Below are 17144 nucleotides of genomic sequence, written 5' to 3'. Positions count from 1 at the left end.
GTCTGATTTCTGCAATAAAAAACGGAGCCCTGGCTCCGTTTTTTATTGGGTCACCACACGATTGGTCGCGGCTTAGCTCAGTGCCTTTTCAATGCGCGCCAGTGCTTTTTCCAGGTTCTGCATGCTGGTCGCAAACGAGATCCGGAAATAACCCTCTGCGCCAAACGCCGAGCCTGGCACGACGGCGACGTCTTGTGTTTCCAGCAAGTACGCGCCCAGCGCCATATCGGTGGCTTCGGCCAGCTTGCCTTCTGCAGTCAGCGTTTTGATGGCTTCGCGCGCATCGACGAAGGCGTAGAACGCACCACCTGCGGTCAGGCACTTCAGGCCGCGGATGCTGTTGAAGCGCTGCACCACAAACTGATGGCGCTCGTTGAAAGCCACCAGCATTGGCTTGATGCAGTCCTGGCTACCCACCAGCGCCGCTTCGGCCGCAACTTGCGAGATCGAAGTCGGGTTAGAAGTCGATTGTGACTGGATGTTTTCCATGGCCTTGATCAGCTTGGCCGGGCCGCCCGCGTAACCAATGCGCCAGCCCGTCATCGAATACGCTTTGGAAACACCATTGAGCAAAATGGTCTGCTCATACAGTTCCGGGCAGGCATTGAGGATGTTGTAAAAGCGCGTGGTGCCCAGCATCACGTGTTCATACATATCATCCGAGGCGATCAGGATGTCCGGATGTTGTTTCAGCACTTCGCCCAGTGCCTTGAGTTCTTCCAGCGAGTAAACCGCACCGGTCGGATTGGACGGGCTGTTCAAGACCAGCATTTTGGTCTTGGGGGTAATTGCAGCTTGCAATTGCGCTGGCGTCAGCTTGAAGCCCTGTTCAATGCCGCAGGCCACGATGACCGGTTTACCTTCGGCAATCAGCACGATATCCGGATACGACACCCAGTACGGCGCGGGCACGATCACTTCATCGCCCGGGTTGATAAACGCCTGGCACAAGTTGAAGAAACTTTGCTTGCCACCCACCGACACCAGAATCTGGTTGGCTGCGTAATCCACGCCGTTATCGCGTTTGAATTTATCAATAATGGCTTTCTTCAGCCCGGGCGTGCCCGATACCGGGGTGTATTTGGTAAAGCCACGGTTAATAGCTTCAATCGCCGCTGCCTTGATGTGATCCGGGGTGTCGAAGTCTGGTTCGCCAGCTGCCAGCGCAATCACATCGCGGCCCTCTGCTTTGAGCTTGCCCGCTTTGGCGGTGATGGCAAGGGTCGGCGATTCCTTGATGGCAAGAACACGATTCGAGAGCTGCACGGTGCAATCCTTTGGCGATTCAAGAGACGGGAAAAAGCTATTTTACCCTGCTGTCATGACTGCACCCAAGTCTATCGACGGGCCAGGTCGTCATATCTCAATTTTTGGCGCAGCCCGGCTAAAAGCTTGTTCCTGAGCATTGCTCGTCTAAGCTCAGACAGAGCGGTGCATGTAGCCGCGTTTCTTTCTGCTAAAGGCGGGCGGCATGGGTATTTTCGATGGGACCAGCGAGCGCAGGCGATATCCGCTGCATATTCATATTGCCTGGCTGTTTATCCTGCTGATCGTGACCTATGCAGTGGTCAATAACTGGTACAACGACCGCCAGAGTCGCCGCATGTTATTGGCATCTTCGCAGGAGCTGTTCAACCAGATTGGTGGGCGCACTGGCGATACGGTGTCGGGTCTGTACGCCAGCACCGGGCTGGCGGTGGATTTGCTGGCGCGGGAAAAACTCGCCCGCGCCCGGTCACTCCAAGAGCGTTTGCAAAGCCTGGCTTATCTGGTGCAGGCCTTGCGTGATCAGCCTGCCATCACTGCCGCCTATGCCGGCTACGCCAATGGCGACTTCTTTTTATTGCGCCGCCTGCCCACGCAGGCCGATCTGCGCAGCACGTTCAATCCGCCACCGGATACCGCTTTTCTGGTGCAAAGCATGGAAATCAACGGTGGCAAGCAGGATGGCCGCTTTCTGTATTTTGATGACCACCTGAAACTCCTGGCGAGCCGCCCCAAGCCGGACTATCAATACGACCCACGTACGCGTGACTGGTACAAAAAAGCGTTGGCGGCAGGCGCGCGGGCGATCACGCAGCCGTATGTGTTTTTCACCACGCATGAAATTGGCACGACGTTTTCGCGGCGTAGCGTAGACAAGACTTCGGTTGTTGGCGTGGATGTCACGCTGGCCGCTTTGGGTGGCATGCTGGCGCAGCAACGCGTCACCGAGCACAGCGAGCTGGCTTTGCTCGATCCGGCCGGACAAGTGCTGGCGTGGCGTGATACCGGAAAGCTTGTGCGGGCGGATCGGGGCGGCAGCGTCAAGCTGGGGCGGGTGCAGCAAATGGGTATTCCGGCCATGTCCAGCATGATGGCAGACCCGGCACGCTACAAAGGTAATACCGGCCCGATTGAACTGGATAACGGAACCTGGTACGGCTATCTGGCGCCCGTTTCCATGCCGGAAGGCGACAACTTGCTGCTGGCGGTTGTCGCGCCGGAAAGCGAACTTCTGGCCGATGCCCGCGAGTTGCGCAAAGAAACCGCGCTCATTTCCGTCCTGCTGCTGCTGATTACCGTGCCGATTGCCATGTGGGTATCGCGGCTGGCTTCGCGCCCGCTCAAGGCGTTGATTGCCCAGGCGCGCGATATCCAGTCCATGCGTTTTGATTCGCCGCTGGTTGTGAACTCGGTGGTGCGGGAAATCCACGAACTGGCCGATGCCATGCGCCGCATGAAACTCACCATTGCGCAGTTTCGGGATATTGGTGATGCGCTTGCCGATGAGCGCGAGTTTCCGCGCTTGATAGAACGCATTCTGATCGAAACCGTGCATATGGCGGACGCGCGCGGCGGCATTGTCTATCTGACCGAGCCAGATGGTCGTCTGGTGGCTGAACAAGCCTGTCGGGCAGATCAATGCATGGTTGATACGGCCGCGTTGCCAACGCTGGTGCCGCAAATGCAAACGCAACATCCGGCGGTGCTGGCCGATGTGAGTGGGCAGACGCAATCAATCTGGCTGGAGGCTGATCGGCTCAATAACTGGTTCGGGCAATTGCAGCCGTTTGATCACAACGCCGTGGCCGTGGCGATTCCGCTTATCAATCGCCAGGAAGAAACGGTTGGCGTATTGGTGTTGTTTATCGAAGCCGCCGAGGCGCTGCGTGGTGGGCATCCGATGCTGGCGCTGCTGGAGGCTGTATCCGGCACAGCTGCTGTCGCCATTGAAACCCAGCGGCTGATCCAGGAGCAGCAAGCGCTGCTGGAGTCATTCATTCAACTGGTTGCCGGAGCTATCGATGCCAAAAGTCCATACACCGGCGGCCACTGCCAACGCGTACCGGAGCTGACCAAAATGCTGGCGCACGCCGCCTGCGATACGCTTGAAGGCCCTTACAAGCAGTTCTCGCTGAGTGATCAGGAATGGGAGGCGCTGCACATTGGCGCGTGGCTGCACGATTGCGGCAAAGTGACCACGCCCGAGTACGTGGTCGACAAAGCCACCAAGCTGGAAACACTCTACGACCGCATTCACGAAATCCGCATGCGTTTTGAAGTGCTCAAGCGCGATGCATGGATTGCCTATTGGCAAGGCGTTGCACAAGGTGGCGACGCGCAAACGCTGAGCGCCACCCGCGAGCAATTGCTGCATACGCTGGATGAAGAGTTCACCTTTGTCGCTCGCTGCAATGAGGGCGGCGAGGTCATGGCCAAAGAGGATATCGAGCGGCTATATCAGATCGGCCAGCGCACTTGGCAACGTACGCTGGATGACCGCATCGGTATTTCGTATGAAGAACACGAACGCAAGTCGCGCATGCCGGCATCGCTGCTCCCGGCCAGCATGCCGTTACTGGCGGATGCGCCGGATCAGGTGATTTACCGCAACGAGCGCGACCAGTTGCCGCAGGGCTACGGCTTTGAGATGAAGGTGCCGGAGTATCTCTATAACCGTGGCGAGCTGCATAACCTGTCGGTGAGTCGTGGCACGCTGACCGAAGAAGAGCGCTACAAGATCAACGAGCACATCGTGCAAACCATTGTGATGCTGGAGAAACTGCCTTTCCCGCGCCATTTGCGTAACGTGCCGGAGATTGCCGGTGGACATCACGAAAAAATGGATGGCAACGGCTACCCACGCCGGCTCAAGCGCGACGAAATGAGCCCGCTGGCACGAATGATGGCGATTGCCGATATCTTCGAGGCACTCACGGCAGTGGACCGTCCCTACAAGCGCGGTAAAACCCTGGCCGAATCCATCGCCATCATGGCGCGCATGCGCCGTGAACAACATATCGATGGCGAGTTGTTTGAGCTGTTTTTACGCTCAGGCGTCTACCTGCATTACGGCCAGCGGTATTTGCGGCCGGAACAAGTGGATGAGGTGGATATTGAGGCAGCGCTGGCGTAGGGCGAGCATTCGAAAGAAAACACCGCCCCACAATCTGACAATCAGCGTGGACGATTAATGGACCGCGCTGCGGGAGAAATGTCCAGGTCGAAAGCCCAGTACCCCTAACGCGCCAAAGTAAGCCACCAAGCCCATGCCCACCAGCGCGGCCAGACGCAGAATGCGAACCGGCATCGCGCCGGTATCCCACGCGGGCATCAGATATAAAGCGCCAACCAATACCAGCGCCATGACGATAACCGCAGCGACCAGCTTTGCAAAAAACACCTTCCAGCCAGGTTGCGGCGTAAAGATGCCGTGGCGGCGCAACTGATAATACAGCAGTGAAGCGTTGCAACACGCGCCCAAGCCAATCGCCAATGCCAGACCAGCGTGCTTGAGTTGCCAGACAAAAGCCAGGTTCATTAGCTGGGTGAGTGCCAGCGTGACGATGGCGATCTTCACCGGCGTTTTGATGTTCTGGCGGGCGTAGAACCCGGGCGCGAGGATCTTGACCATGATCAGCCCGATTAAACCCACCGCATACGCTACCAACGCGTATTGCGTCATCAAAGCATCGTGCGCGCCGAACTTGCCGTACTGGAACAACGATGAAACCAGCGGGCCGGAAATGACCGCCAGCGCCACAGCGGAAGGCAGAGCCAGCATCAGGCACAGACGCAAGCCCCAATCCAGCAATTTTGAGTATTCCGCCGGGTCCTTGCTGGCATGCGCTTTGGCCAGCGACGGCAGCAAAATGGTGCCCAGTGCCACGCCGAGCACGCCGGTGGGGAACTCCATTAGCCGGTCAGCGTAATACATCCACGAGATCGAACCGGAGACCAGCCACGAGGCAAAGATGGTGTTGATCAGCAGAGAAATCTGGCTGACCGATACACTGAAAATGGCGGGGCCCATTTGTTTGAGCACACGCCAGACGCCCGCGTCTTTGAGGTTCAGTCGTGGCAATACCAGCATGCCGATCTTCTTCAAGTGTGGCAGCTGATAACCCAGTTGCAGCACGCCACCAACGATGACACCCCACGCCAGCGCCACAATCGGTTCGGCAAAGTGCGGTGCGACCACCAGCGCGAAGAAGATTTGCGACACATTCAGCAGCGTCGGCGCAAAGGCCGGGACTGAGAAGCGGTTCCAGGTATTCAGAATGCCGCCGGCCAGCGAAGCCAGTGAGATCAGAAAAATATACGGAAAGGTAATATGTAACAGTCGCACCGTCAGATCGAACTTGGCGGGCGTATTGGCAAAGCCTGGCGCGGTAATCCACAGTACGATCGGCGCGGCGATTACGCCGACGACGGTGATGACCGCCAGCACCAGCGTTAGCAGGCCCGCTATATATGAGATGAAAATACGGGTGGCTTCTTCGCCCTGAGTGTTCTTGTATTCGGCCAGAATCGGCACAAAGGCTTGCGAGAATGCACCCTCAGCAAAGATGCGGCGTAGCAGGTTGGGTAGCTTGAAAGCCACATTGAAGGCGTCGGTGGCCATGGTGGCACCGAACATTCGTGCGACAATCGCATCTCGGGCAAAGCCCAGCACACGAGAGGCCAGCGTCATGGAGCTGGTGGTGGCGAGCGATTTCAGCAGATTCATGGACAAGTGCAGCTACTATTTCGAGAAGATTGCGCATGATATCGAAAGTGATATCGAATGCGATATCACTTTGAGTGGCCAGATTGAGCATAGAAGTTGCATCGATCACCGAATACAGATATCATCGGCGGTTTCCGAATTAAGTCGACCTGTTGCCCGAGGGGCTAAGGGGTCGTAAACCGATATAAGTCAGGAGTTTTTACATATGGCAAACAGCGCCCAAGCTCGCAAGCGTGCGCGTCAGGCTGAACAGGCCCGCCAACACAATGGTAGTCAGCGTTCAGAATTCCGCACCGCGATCAAGAAGGTGCTGAAGGCTGTAGCAGCTGGTGACAAAGCGGCTGCACAAGCTGTGTTTCAGCAATCTGTTAGCGTGATCGATAGCATCGCTGACAAGAAGATCTTCCACAAGAACAAGGCAGCTCGTCATAAGAGCCGTCTGTCTGCTGCAATCAAGGGCATGACAACTGCTGCTTGATTGACTGCTTAGGCGTCTTGTAGAAAAAACCCCGGTTACCCCGGGGTTTTTTGTTTTTCTGGGCCCCTGTTTTGTATGGCCGATCTGTCTTTCCCCAGTCTGGCCGGTCTGGTTTACACCGGTAATGCCATCTTTCTTTACGGCATTTCATCTGATGGCTGATGCTGATCCCGGCTGACCACGGCCATCGTTCTGTCCGATTGTTGTTTGTAGTGCTTGAGCCTGGCGGAGACGAACGGCGAGCATGATGCATTTGTGCTAGATTTCTATCTCGTATTGCAATCACGGTTTGTTTACAAAATATGCAAGCAAATGAGCTGTCTCCGTTGCCGCGCGTGCTGGTTGTTGATGATTCGCGCATCGTCCGTGCCACCATCAAAAAGCACCTTGCCGGTGCTTATGATGTGATCGAAGAAGCCGATGGCGAAGCAGGCTGGGCCCGGCTCCTGGTCGATGAATCCGTTTGTTTGATGATCTCTGATCTCACCATGCCCGAACTGGATGGTATGGGCTTGTTGGCGCGAGTGCGTCAGGCGCCGGAAGCACGTTTTCGGCTGCTGCCCATCATCATCGTGTCGGGTGAAGAAGATGAAGAAACGCGCCAGAATTGCGTAACTGCAGGGGCGAGCGACTTTGTCACTAAATCGACCGATCGGGCTGAAATGCTGGCTCGCGTTGCGGCCAATATCGAACTGGCTCGTACGCATCGGGAACTGGATGCCGTGCGCGAAGCGCAGTCGCGGACCAGTACTCATGTGGCTGAAGGTGTCGGTAGTAACCATCTGCTCAAGTTGCAGATCGAACAATCCTTGTCTTACGCCCGTCGCCATCGTAGTGAAGTCACCGTTCTGCTGATCGAAATCGATGATTTCTCCGGTGTGCAAGCGCACTTGGGCGAGCGGGTTGCCAGCCAGATGCTGCAATTGCTGGGCAAACAGCTGTCCGGCAAGTTGCGTAACGAAGACACGCTGGCACAGGTGGCCGGGCCGCAATTTGCCGTGGTATCGGCTGCGACCACGCTGGCGGAATCGCGCATTCTGGGTGAGCGTCTGCGCCAGGCTATCGCCAATGCCCGCATCAATTTCCGTGGCGAGCAATTGCAGGTCACCGCCAGCATTGCGGTAGCCAATTCATTACACGACGACGCAGATGATACCGATGCGCTGCTGGCCGCCGCTGGCGAGCGTTTGCGCGCCGAGATTGGCAGCAATCGGGTATTGGTCCCGGAGCCGTCGCCAACGCACGTACCAACTCCGGCGATTGCCGAGGCGCTGGCGCTGCTGCATAAAGGCGACGCGGCGGAAATCGCTGCGCTCACCCCACATCTGCCCGCCTTGCTGGCCAATCTGGCGCCGTTGCTGGAGCTGGCTAACCGCGAGCTTGATCTGGGCTGGAGCATGGAGCGTTTCTCTCTCTGACATCCGGCCGGTCTTGGCGGGTCAGCGTCGAAATACTCGAAATAAAAAAAACGGCTGCGTTTGATGCAGCCGTTTTTTATTTGCCAGAGTCAGCGCCAGCCAGTTAGCTCTGGGCCAGTTTGGTCCGGGGCGCGGGCGGGTTTTTGGCAAAGTATTTACGAATGCCGGTATGCAAGGTTTCCGCCATTTTGTCCTGAAAACTCTCGTCGATCAGCCGTTGTTCTTCCTGCGGATTCGAGATAAAAGCCGTTTCGACCAGGATGGACGGAATATCCGGTGCCTTGAGCACGGCAAAGCCAGCTTGTTCCACCGCACCTTTATGCAGCCGGTTTAACCCGCCCAACTCAGTCAGCATGGCGCGGCCAAAACGCATGCTGTCGTTGAGCGTGGCGGTTTGCGTCAAGTCCATCAGCGTGTGCGCCAGGTATTTATCTTGCGTATTGCTGATTTTTACGCCGCCAATCAAGTCGGCATCGTTCTGGGTTTGCGCCAGCCACTTTGCCGCTGTGCTGGTGGCGCCTTTGTCTGACAGTACAAACACCGACGAACCGTTGGCATCGGGCCGGATAAACGCGTCAGCGTGGATCGACATAAACAAATCTGCCTGCACGGCCCGCGCCTTTTTCACGCGCACGCCCAACGGCACAAAGAAATCGGCATCGCGGGTCATGACCACACGGATGTTCGGGTCGGTTTCCAGCCGTGCCTTGAGCTTCTTGGCAATCGTCAGCACCACGTTTTTCTCGTGATTACCCTGCGGGCCGGTTGCGCCCGGGTCTTCGCCACCGTGGCCAGGGTCCAGCACCACGGTAATCAAGCGGTCGACCTTGAGCTTGCTGCGGTCGATTGATTTGTTACTGTCAGCCTGCGCCATGACGCTGTCGTCGGGAGAACGATCGGGTGGTTGCGCAGGCGCGCTGGCCTCAGTATGGGTGTCGAGCTTGAGCTGCGGTGGCGTATCGGGCGTGGATTGGTCATCCAGAAACGCCAGCAACGGGTCTTTCTGCACGGCAGGGTAGAGATCGATCACCAGCCGGTTTTTGTATTCTGCGACCGGGGCCAGGGTAAAGACCTGCGGTTTGACCTCGGTTTTCAGATCCAGCACCAGCCGCACGGTACCAGGCTTGTTGCGCCCGGCGCGCAACTGCTGAATGTAGGGATCGTCTGCACCCACTTTGCCGGCGAGTTTTTGCAACTCGTCGTTCAGGTCCACGCCTTCCAGATCAACGACTAGCCGATCCGGATTTTTGAGGGTGAACTGGTTAAAAGTTAGCTGCGTGGTGGATTCAATAGTCAGCCGGGTATAGGCCTGCGCTGGCCAGACGCGCACGGCGATTACATTGGCCGCCGCTGCCGCGCGGGCCATGCCGGCCGGAACGACGCTCAAAAATAACGTGGAAACCGCCGCCCGCAGTGCATGCCGACGGGCAGAATCAGGGGTCAGGGCGGGGTGGCGAGTTGCGCGAGACATGCCGTGCCGTGCTCCGTATGTGCTTGAATTTCAATGCTTCTACCTTCACCCGAAGGTGCAAGGCGAATCGTCCAGTCGGCGGCAGGTAACAAACCCTGTGCCTTGTCAGCCCATTCAATCAGGCAGATGGTCTGCGGGTTGAAGTAATCCCGAAAGCCGGCATCCACCCATTCCATCGGGTCTTGAAATCTATATAAATCAAAATGATACAAGTTTAAATTAGAAACAGCATAAGGTTCAACAAGAGTATACGTCGGACTTTTCACGCGACCGGCAAAACCGAGCCCGCGCAGGATGCCGCGAGTGAGCGTGGTTTTGCCCGCGCCCAGGTCGCCTTCCAGAAAAATGGTCATGCCCGGTTGTAGCGCGGCAGCAATCTGCGCGCCAAACGCCAGCGTTGCGTTCTCGTCTGCCAGATAGCGGCATGCAGTATCATCGGCACCATGCATAAGGAATATTCACCCATCGAATCGTCAGAACTGGACCTGCCTGCGCTGGCTGGCCGGATCAAGGCGTGGGCAGCCGAACTGGGCTTTGCCCGCGCGGCTATTACCGGCACGGATTTGTCACATGCAGAACCGGGATTACTAGCCTGGCTAGAGGCCGGTTTTCACGGCGAGATGGATTATATGGCACGGCACGGCCTGAAACGTGCGCGTCCGGCAGAATTGGTGCCCGGAACGGTGTCGGTGGTCAGCGTTTTCATGCCGTACCTGCCTGCTGGTACATCCAACGCCGACGCCATCCTCGCCGATGACAGCAAGGCGTATATCTCCCGCTACGCGTTGGGCCGCGACTATCACAAGGTGTTGCGCAACCGGCTGCAAAAGCTGGCTGATCGCATGCAGGCCGAGGTCGGGCAGTTCGGGCATCGGGTGTTTGTCGATTCGGCCCCGGTGCTAGAGGTCGAATTGGCGAAGCAGGCGGGCCTGGGCTGGCGCGGCAAGCACACCTTGTTGCTCAATCGCGAGTATGGCTCGTTCTTTTTTATTGGCGAGCTGTTTACCGATTTGCCGCTGCCGGCTGATCCGCCAGAACAAAACGAGCACTGTGGCCGCTGTACCAAATGCATTACCGTTTGCCCCACCCAAGCCATCGTTGAGCCTTACAAGGTTGATGCGCGGCGTTGTATTTCCTACCTTACCATCGAGCTCAAAGGAAATATCCCGGAAGAATATCGGCCCATGCTGGGCAATCGTGTCTACGGTTGTGATGACTGCCAACTGGTTTGCCCGTGGAACCGCTTTGCAGTAGATAGCAAAGAGGCGGATTTTCATGTGCGGCACGGCCTTGATGATGTCGAGTTGGTGACGGTATTTGCCTGGGATGAAGCCACTTTCCAGCAAAAAATGGCAGGAAGCGCCATTTTGCGCATTGGCCATGAACGCTGGCTGCGCAATTTGGCGGTTGGGCTCGGTAATGCCAAAACAACGCCGCAGATTATTGCGGCACTCAAATCCCGCGAAAACGACCCAAGCGAAATGGTGCGCGAGCACGTCGCCTGGGCCCTGAAAAGGCACGGTGCATGAATCCGGTAATTCAACCCCTGGGCGACACCGCCCTGGTCTTGAGTGTGTCCGCAACGCTGGAAGACCAGCGCCGCTTGTGGATCATGCAAAAGCTGTTGCAGCAGCGCTTTCCGGCATGGTGGGTCATGCTGGGAATGGGCAATCTGACTGTGCGTTTCGACCCGATGATTGAAGACGCGGCGATCATCGAAAGCGGCATTCAGGCCGCGTGGCAAAGCAGCCGCAAAGGCAAGCAGATTGCCGGGCGCCATCACGATGTTCCGGTGTGTTACGGCGGTGCCGCCGGGCCGGATCTGGCGCTGGTGGCCGAACACGCCGGTATGTCCCCGCAACAAGTGGTGGAACGCCATGCTGCGGCCAATTACGTTGTTTACTGCGTAGGATTTTTGCCAGGCTTTCCTTACTTGGGCGGGATGGACCCCGCTTTGGCCATGCCGCGACTGGATACCCCGCGGCTCAAGGTGCCCGCCGGATCGGTGGCGATTGGCAGCTCGCAAACAGGTATTTATCCCAGCGAGTCTCCCGGTGGCTGGAGTTTGATTGGCCGCACTGATCTCAAATTGTTTGATCCTGTCCAGATGCCACCCGCGCTGTTTGCGCCAGGCGATACCCTGCGCTTCGTGCCAATGGAGGTGCGCGCGTGAGTATCAGCATTCTAAAAACCGGACCATTGGCAACTATCCAGGATCTGGGCCGTTACGATGGCGCGCAGTGGGGCGTGCCGCTGGCAGGGGTAATGGATATTCCGGCCAGCCTGATTGGCAATTTGTTGGTCGGCAATTCGCCGGAACTGGCCACGCTGGAAATCACGCTGGGTGGTTTCAGCGCCCGCTTTGAGTGCGATACGGTCATTGCGCTGACCGGGGCAGTGGCTCCCGCAACGCTCGATAAACAGCCTATTGGTTGCTGGCGCAATGTGCCGGTACGCGCCGGGCAAAAACTGAAGATTGATTTTGCCCCGGCAGGCGCGCGTATATATCTGAGCGTGAGCGGCGGCGTGGACGTGCCCATGGTGCTGGGCGCCCGGGCCACTGATCTAGCCGGACATTTTGGCGGTTTGAACGGACGAGCCCTTAGAGCGGGTGACGTGGTGCCGCTAGGCCAGCCCACCGGCCCGGCGCCGGATGCGCAGGTGCGGGCGCCAGATCGTGGCGACGTGCTGCGGGTGTTGCCCGCAACCGAATGGAGTGCGTTCAGCCCAGCGGCGCAGCAAGCGCTGCTGACCGAGCCGTGGCGCGTCACTCCTGATGCCAATCGCATGGGCGCCAATCTGGCTGGCCCGGTACTTGAGTTGGGGCAGCCACTGGATTTGTCATCACACGCGGTGCAGCCCGGTGTATTGCAGGTGCCACCGTCAGGTCATCCGATTCTGCTGCTGCCGGATGCCCAGACGACCGGCGGATACCCCAAGATCGCCCAGGTCATCCGTGCTGATTTGTGGCGCACCGGGCAGTTTCGACCCGGCGACACCATGCGGTTTGTGGAGGTCACACTGGAGCAAGCACTGGCGGCGCTGGCGGAGCAACGCCGCTGGCTGGCGCAACTGGAGAATCAACTGAAATGGCGCGTTTGAGCATTGATCTGAACGCGGATCTGGGCGAAGGCTATCCGTTTGATGCGCAACTGATGGCCTTGATCAGCTCAGCCAATGTTGCGTGCGGCGGCCACGTTGGCAACGACGCGTCCATGCGCAGCACCGTGCGGCTGGCGCGCGAATACGGTGTGACGATTGGCGCGCACCCCAGTTACCCGGATCGCGAGCACTTTGGCCGCCGCTCGCTGGATATCGATCATGCCGAATTGCTGGCCAGCCTGATCGAGCAGATTTCTGCCCTCAAGAAAATCTGCGCGGAAGAGGGCGTACCGCTGGTTTACGTCAAAGCCCACGGCATGCTTTACAACGATGCGGCGCGTGACCCGGCGCTGGCCGACGTGGTCATCGCCGCCATCCATACTGTGGACCCGCAACTGGCGGTCATGGTGCTGGCGGGCAGCGCGATGGTTGGGCGCGCACAAACTGCCGGGTTGCGGGTCATTCAGGAAGCGTTTGTGGATCGCGCCTATCGCGATGACGGCAGTCTGGTGCCGCGTAGCGAACCCGGCGCCGTGCTGGATGACGATGCTGCCGCCGTGAACCAGGCGCTGCGTTTCGCCCGGCAAAGCGAAGTGCAGACTCAATCCGGCAAGGTGCTGCGGCTGCCGGTGGATTCGTTGTGTCTGCATGGCGATACACCGCATGCCTTACAGTTTGCGCAGCGACTATATAACCAATTGGAACTAACACAGACGCGAAAGTGAAAAATTCCCAGGCATGCGGGGAATAGTTCGACGCCATGCCCTTGCTCAATCCGGACAATCCTTATTGAAACGTCATATTCAGGAGAGTTCGATGAGCAGCGCTGAAACCACCATCGATGAGATAGCCGGGGCAGGCGTGGCCACCCCGGCGCAACGTCTGTCCAGCCAGGCCGGCAAACACCCGCGCGGTTTGTATTTGCTGTTTGCCACCGAAATGTGGGAGCGCTTTTCCTACTATGGTAATCGCGCGCTGCTGGCGTTGTTTATGGTGCACGCGCTGGCCTTTGATAAACAGTTCGCCGCCTCGCTTTACGGCCAATATACCGGTCTGGTTTACCTGGCTCCGCTGATTGGCGGCTATGTGGCCGATCGCTACTGGGGCAATCGCCGCTCGATTTTTGTGGGCGGCGTACTCATGGCCGCGGGCCAGTTTCTGCTGTTTGCGGCGGGCAGCATGCTGCAAACGCCCTCAACCGCCATCATGTTGTTCTACTGCGGCCTGGGTCTGATTGTCGGCGGGAACGGCTTCTTCAAACCCAATATCTCTAGCATGGTCGGCCAGTTGTATATCCAGAACGACAAACGTAAAGACTCGGCCTATACGATCTTTTATATGGGGATCAACCTGGGCTCGTTTGTGGCGCCGCTGATTTGCGGTTTTCTCGGTGATACCGGTAATGCGGCCGACTTCCGTTGGGGCTTCTTTGCCGCTGGCGTGGGCATGTTGCTGTCGCTGGTGGTGTTTGGGTTATTCCACAAACGCTATCTGGTAACGCCCAGTGGCGATCCGGTTGGTCTTGCGCCCAAAGCCTGCTCCAAGGCGCAAACCGCCAGCCGCAATGAACCACTGACCCGCCAGGATATTGATCGCATGATCGTGATCGGCGTGATCTCGTTCTTTGTGATTTTCTTCTGGTCTGCGTTTGAACAAGCGGGGGTGTCGCTGACCTTCTTTGCCGAAGAAGCCACCAATCGCACGTTGTTTGGTTACGTCATCCCCGCGTCCTGGTTTCAGTCGCTCAATCCGGTGTTCATTTTGGTTTTTGCGCCCGTGTTGGCGCAACTGTGGACTGCCCTTGGCCGTCGCAACAAAGAACCGAGTTCCCCCACCAAAATGGCGTGGGGTCTGATGTTGCTGGCGGTTGGTTATCTGGTCATCGGTTTTGGGGTGAAGGATATGTCGGCCACGGCAAAGGCCAGCATGATCTGGTTGACCGCGATGTACCTGATGCATTCGCTGGGCGAGTTGTGCCTGTCGCCAATCGGCTTGTCGCTGGTGAACAAGCTGGCTCCGGCGCGGTTTGCCTCGCTGATGATGGCCGTGTGGTTTATGGCCAATGCAGCGGCCAACTGGTTTGCCGGCATTCTCGCCACTTTCTACCCAAGTGCCGGGCGCACTCCAGTGTTCTTGGGATACCAGATTACCGGTCTGCATGAATTCTTCATGTTGTTTGTGGCGATGGCCTTTGTGGCTGGTGCCGTGTTGCTGATGTTGACCAAGCCGCTGCAAAAGATGATGCATGGCGTTCGCTAAACCAGCGTTCTTGACCGGGCATTAAATCAAAAATGGCGTCACAACAAAGCCTGTTGCGACGCCATTTTTTTTCCAGCACACCTCGGATGCTTAGCGGGCAAGCGTCCGGTTCATGCGTGCTTCCAGCCAGCGTTGCACCTGCTCAAACGCCAGACTCAGGCACCAGTAAATCGCCCCGGCGGCCAGATACAGCGGAAACGGCTGGAAGGTGGTGGAGATGACTTCCTTGGTGGCCAGCATCAATTCGGTGACGGCAATCACAGACACCAGCGAGGTATCTTTGATCAGGCTGATCAGGCTGTTGGACAAACTCGGCACCGCCAGCCGCAAAGCCTGTGGCCAAACGATGTAGCGCAAGGTTTGCAGGTGCGACATGCCCTGGCTCATCGCCGCTTCCCATTGCCCGCGATCCACGCCATTGATGGCGCCACGTATCGTTTCAGATAAATACGCGCCTACATTCAGGCTCAACGCCAATACGCCGGCGGTGATCGGATTGAACTGGATACCAATCGACGGCAAGCCGTAGTAAATGAGAAAAATCTGCACCAGTAAGGGCGTGCCGCGCATGCAGCTCACATAAATGGCCGCAGGCCACGTGAGGATGCGCCACTTTGACAAACGCAGCAGCGCCACCGTGCCGCCCACCAGCAAACCGCCGACCATCGCACTGACCGCAAACAGCAGCGTATAGCCCGTGCCTTTAAGCAAGTAGGGCCAGGCGGATTGCAGTAGATCGACGATATCCATGAATGTTTTTCTCCCAAGCAAAACCCCCTGCAGCGGGCAGGGGGTTTGTGTATGTCCGTAATTATAAGTCGTCACGGACAGGGCGTAGCCACATTCTGATCAGGCTGGGATCGGATGGGCTATGCCTGTGGGGCTGGTGCATGGCCCGTTACTGGATCGTCGGGGCCTTGCTCACATCGCGGCCAAAGTATTTCTGCGAGATCTTGCCGTAAGTGCCATCAGCCTTGATATCCGCCAGCGCCTTGTTCAGTGCGGCCTTGAACTTGGGATTGTTCTTGGCAAACGGAATGCCGTTGCTGGAAGGATCGCCCACCGGCGCGCCCGCTTTGAGCGGCAATTTGGTCTGCTTGATCAGGTAAGGAATCATCAGCGTATCGTTCAGCGCTGCATCTACCCGGCCCAGTGCCAGGTCTTGCAGATATTCCTGCTCGCCCGGGTAGGTTTTCACATCCACACCCGCCACGGCACGTGCCATATCCGCGTAGTTGGTACCTTGGCCAACACCCAGCTTGGCGCCTTTCAGATCATTCAGGCTCTTGAACTGACGCGTTTCGTTTTTGCGCACCACCAACTGAGCTTCAGAAATCACGTAGGGATCGCTGAAATCGAATGCTTCCAGACGCTTGGGCGTAATGCCGACCTGATTCACGATCACATCGTATTTACCGGCTTGCAGGCCCGCCAGGATGCCGCTCCATTCAGTCGTGGTGAACTCGGCTTTGACGCCCAGCTTTTGCGCCAGAGCACTGGCGATTTCGACATCAAAACCGGTGAGCTGGCCGTTATCTTTGTAATTGAATGGCGGGTAAGTCCCCTCCAGCGCCACCTTCAGCGTCCCGCGTTGCTTGACGGTATCCAGCAGGTCAGCGGCAGTCGCCGACAATGCAGTAAGGCCCAGGATCGAGGCGATCAGCAAATGGCGCATATTCATATTACTTTTCCTTATAATGAAATTACATAAACACTCGGCACAAGCATTAAAGGTAAGACATGAGCATGACCAATGCCAATTAGGGTTATCGCCAAACATTGCCCTGCAATACAGCGCTACATGATGATTGGAAAAATGCTACCCAATAACCTTGTCAGGTATTCGTGCCACATGCGGCAGCTAATCTTGTAGCAATCAGGATAGGCGGGAGGAGAGCCGTAATGAGATATCAAATTATTCCTGTCTATGAAGAGGGCGGCTCGCAACAAGATGAAGTCGGTTGGGTGGTGATCAACCCGGCGGGCTTCAGGGTTTCCATTGTTTACAGCGTGGACGCGCTCTGGTTGGCAGAGCGCCAGTGCGATTACCTGCAATCGGGATTTGACAACTTACTCCACATCGCCAGCGGTCTGGGCAAGACGGTCCTTCTCAACACCAGCGGGCGTTTTCCCGGCGTGGTACTGGGTATTTACGAGAAACACGTGTTGGTCGATGCTGGGCGGGAACACGCCTATGCCGTGGAAATATTCTTGCTGAATCAGGCAGGGATCTCGCTGCATTTGCAGGATCGAGTCAAGCTCGCCTTCATTGAAGGGCGTATGGTTGATCTGGCGCCACCGGGTAATACACATTCGGTTTCCTGCTGATGCATTGGCCGAAATACCTGGCGTCTCGCCGGTAATCCTCGCCGCCGTGTGACATTCGTAAAAAAGCCGCCATTACTGGCGGCTTTTCACATTTGC

Annotated in this window: 15 protein-coding genes; 9 read left to right on the top strand and 6 right to left on the bottom strand. The window is 57.3% G+C overall.

Annotation, left to right across the window (positions count from 1 at the left end):
• Window positions 1-72: 72 nt before the first annotated feature.
• Entirely contained in the window at window positions 73-1266 is a 1194-nt protein-coding gene (locus tag N7220_RS05920; RefSeq protein ID WP_283150536.1) for a pyridoxal phosphate-dependent aminotransferase, read from the bottom strand.
• Window positions 1267-1471: 205 nt separating this feature from the next.
• Here N7220_RS05920 and N7220_RS05915 point away from each other — a divergent pair, with 205 nt between their 5' ends.
• Complete coding sequence (locus tag N7220_RS05915; protein ID WP_283150535.1) at window positions 1472-4399, top strand: HD domain-containing phosphohydrolase; 2928 nt, start codon at window positions 1472-1474, stop codon at window positions 4397-4399.
• 54 nt (window positions 4400-4453) lie between these two features.
• On the opposite strand, the gene murJ is transcribed toward N7220_RS05915, so the two are convergent.
• Window positions 4454-5992, bottom strand: coding sequence for a murein biosynthesis integral membrane protein MurJ (gene murJ, locus N7220_RS05910; RefSeq protein ID WP_283150534.1), 1539 nt, complete (start codon window positions 5990-5992; stop codon window positions 4454-4456).
• 205 nt (window positions 5993-6197) lie between these two features.
• Between murJ and rpsT the strand changes: the two genes are divergently transcribed.
• Window positions 6198-6470, top strand: a complete 273-nt coding sequence (gene rpsT / locus N7220_RS05905; RefSeq protein WP_283150533.1) for a 30S ribosomal protein S20 — start codon at window positions 6198-6200, stop codon at window positions 6468-6470.
• Window positions 6471-6772: 302 nt separating this feature from the next.
• Complete coding sequence (locus N7220_RS05900; RefSeq protein WP_283150532.1) at window positions 6773-7888, top strand: diguanylate cyclase domain-containing protein; 1116 nt, start codon at window positions 6773-6775, stop codon at window positions 7886-7888.
• A 103-nt stretch (window positions 7889-7991) separates the two neighbouring features.
• Here N7220_RS05900 and N7220_RS05895 read toward each other — a convergent pair whose 3' ends face one another.
• Both N7220_RS05895 and tsaE read right to left on the bottom strand, forming a co-directional pair.
• Window positions 7992-9359, bottom strand: coding sequence for an N-acetylmuramoyl-L-alanine amidase (locus N7220_RS05895; protein ID WP_283150531.1), 1368 nt, complete (start codon window positions 9357-9359; stop codon window positions 7992-7994).
• Window positions 9329-9808 (bottom strand): tRNA (adenosine(37)-N6)-threonylcarbamoyltransferase complex ATPase subunit type 1 TsaE, encoded by a 480-nt coding sequence (tsaE, locus tag N7220_RS05890; RefSeq protein ID WP_283150530.1) that lies wholly within the window; start codon window positions 9806-9808, stop codon window positions 9329-9331. The genes N7220_RS05895 and tsaE overlap by 31 nt, the downstream gene beginning before the upstream one ends.
• Between tsaE and queG the strand changes: the two genes are divergently transcribed.
• The 5 genes from queG to N7220_RS05865 all read left to right on the top strand — a co-directional run bounded on the left by queG (window position 9803) and on the right by N7220_RS05865 (window position 14720).
• Entirely contained in the window at window positions 9803-10888 is a 1086-nt protein-coding gene (gene queG, locus N7220_RS05885; protein ID WP_283150529.1) for a tRNA epoxyqueuosine(34) reductase QueG, read from the top strand. The genes tsaE and queG overlap by 6 nt on opposite strands.
• On the top strand, window positions 10885-11532 hold the full coding sequence (gene pxpB, locus N7220_RS05880; RefSeq protein ID WP_283150528.1) for a 5-oxoprolinase subunit PxpB: 648 nt from the start codon (window positions 10885-10887) through the stop codon (window positions 11530-11532). The genes queG and pxpB overlap by 4 nt, the downstream gene beginning before the upstream one ends.
• Window positions 11529-12461 carry a 5-oxoprolinase subunit C family protein gene (locus N7220_RS05875; protein ID WP_283150527.1) on the top strand — a complete coding sequence of 311 codons (933 nt, stop codon included), beginning with the start codon at window positions 11529-11531 and terminating at the stop codon, window positions 12459-12461. Before pxpB ends, N7220_RS05875 begins: the two co-directional genes overlap by 4 nt.
• Entirely contained in the window at window positions 12449-13186 is a 738-nt protein-coding gene (pxpA, locus tag N7220_RS05870) for a 5-oxoprolinase subunit PxpA (RefSeq protein ID WP_283150526.1), read from the top strand. Before N7220_RS05875 ends, pxpA begins: the two co-directional genes overlap by 13 nt.
• A 91-nt stretch (window positions 13187-13277) precedes the next feature.
• A complete protein-coding gene (locus N7220_RS05865) occupies window positions 13278-14720 on the top strand; it encodes a peptide MFS transporter (RefSeq protein WP_283150525.1) in 1443 nt (480 codons plus the stop codon).
• Between the two features lie 90 nt (window positions 14721-14810).
• Here N7220_RS05865 and N7220_RS05860 read toward each other — a convergent pair whose 3' ends face one another.
• Complete coding sequence (locus N7220_RS05860) at window positions 14811-15470, bottom strand: amino acid ABC transporter permease (protein ID WP_283150524.1); 660 nt, start codon at window positions 15468-15470, stop codon at window positions 14811-14813.
• Between the two features lie 148 nt (window positions 15471-15618).
• Window positions 15619-16401: a transporter substrate-binding domain-containing protein gene (locus N7220_RS05855; protein ID WP_283150523.1), complete on the bottom strand. Its 783-nt coding sequence runs from the start codon at window positions 16399-16401 to the stop codon at window positions 15619-15621.
• A gap of 221 nt (window positions 16402-16622) precedes the next feature.
• Here N7220_RS05855 and N7220_RS05850 point away from each other — a divergent pair, with 221 nt between their 5' ends.
• A complete protein-coding gene (locus tag N7220_RS05850) occupies window positions 16623-17048 on the top strand; it encodes a hypothetical protein (RefSeq protein ID WP_283150522.1) in 426 nt (141 codons plus the stop codon).
• The last annotated feature ends 96 nt before the right edge of the window (window positions 17049-17144 follow it).

This window comes from Silvimonas soli, assembly GCF_030035605.1.
Taxonomy (GTDB): Bacteria; Pseudomonadota; Gammaproteobacteria; order Burkholderiales; family Chitinibacteraceae; genus Silvimonas; species Silvimonas soli.
This window is presented reverse-complemented; position numbering and strand designations above follow the sequence as displayed.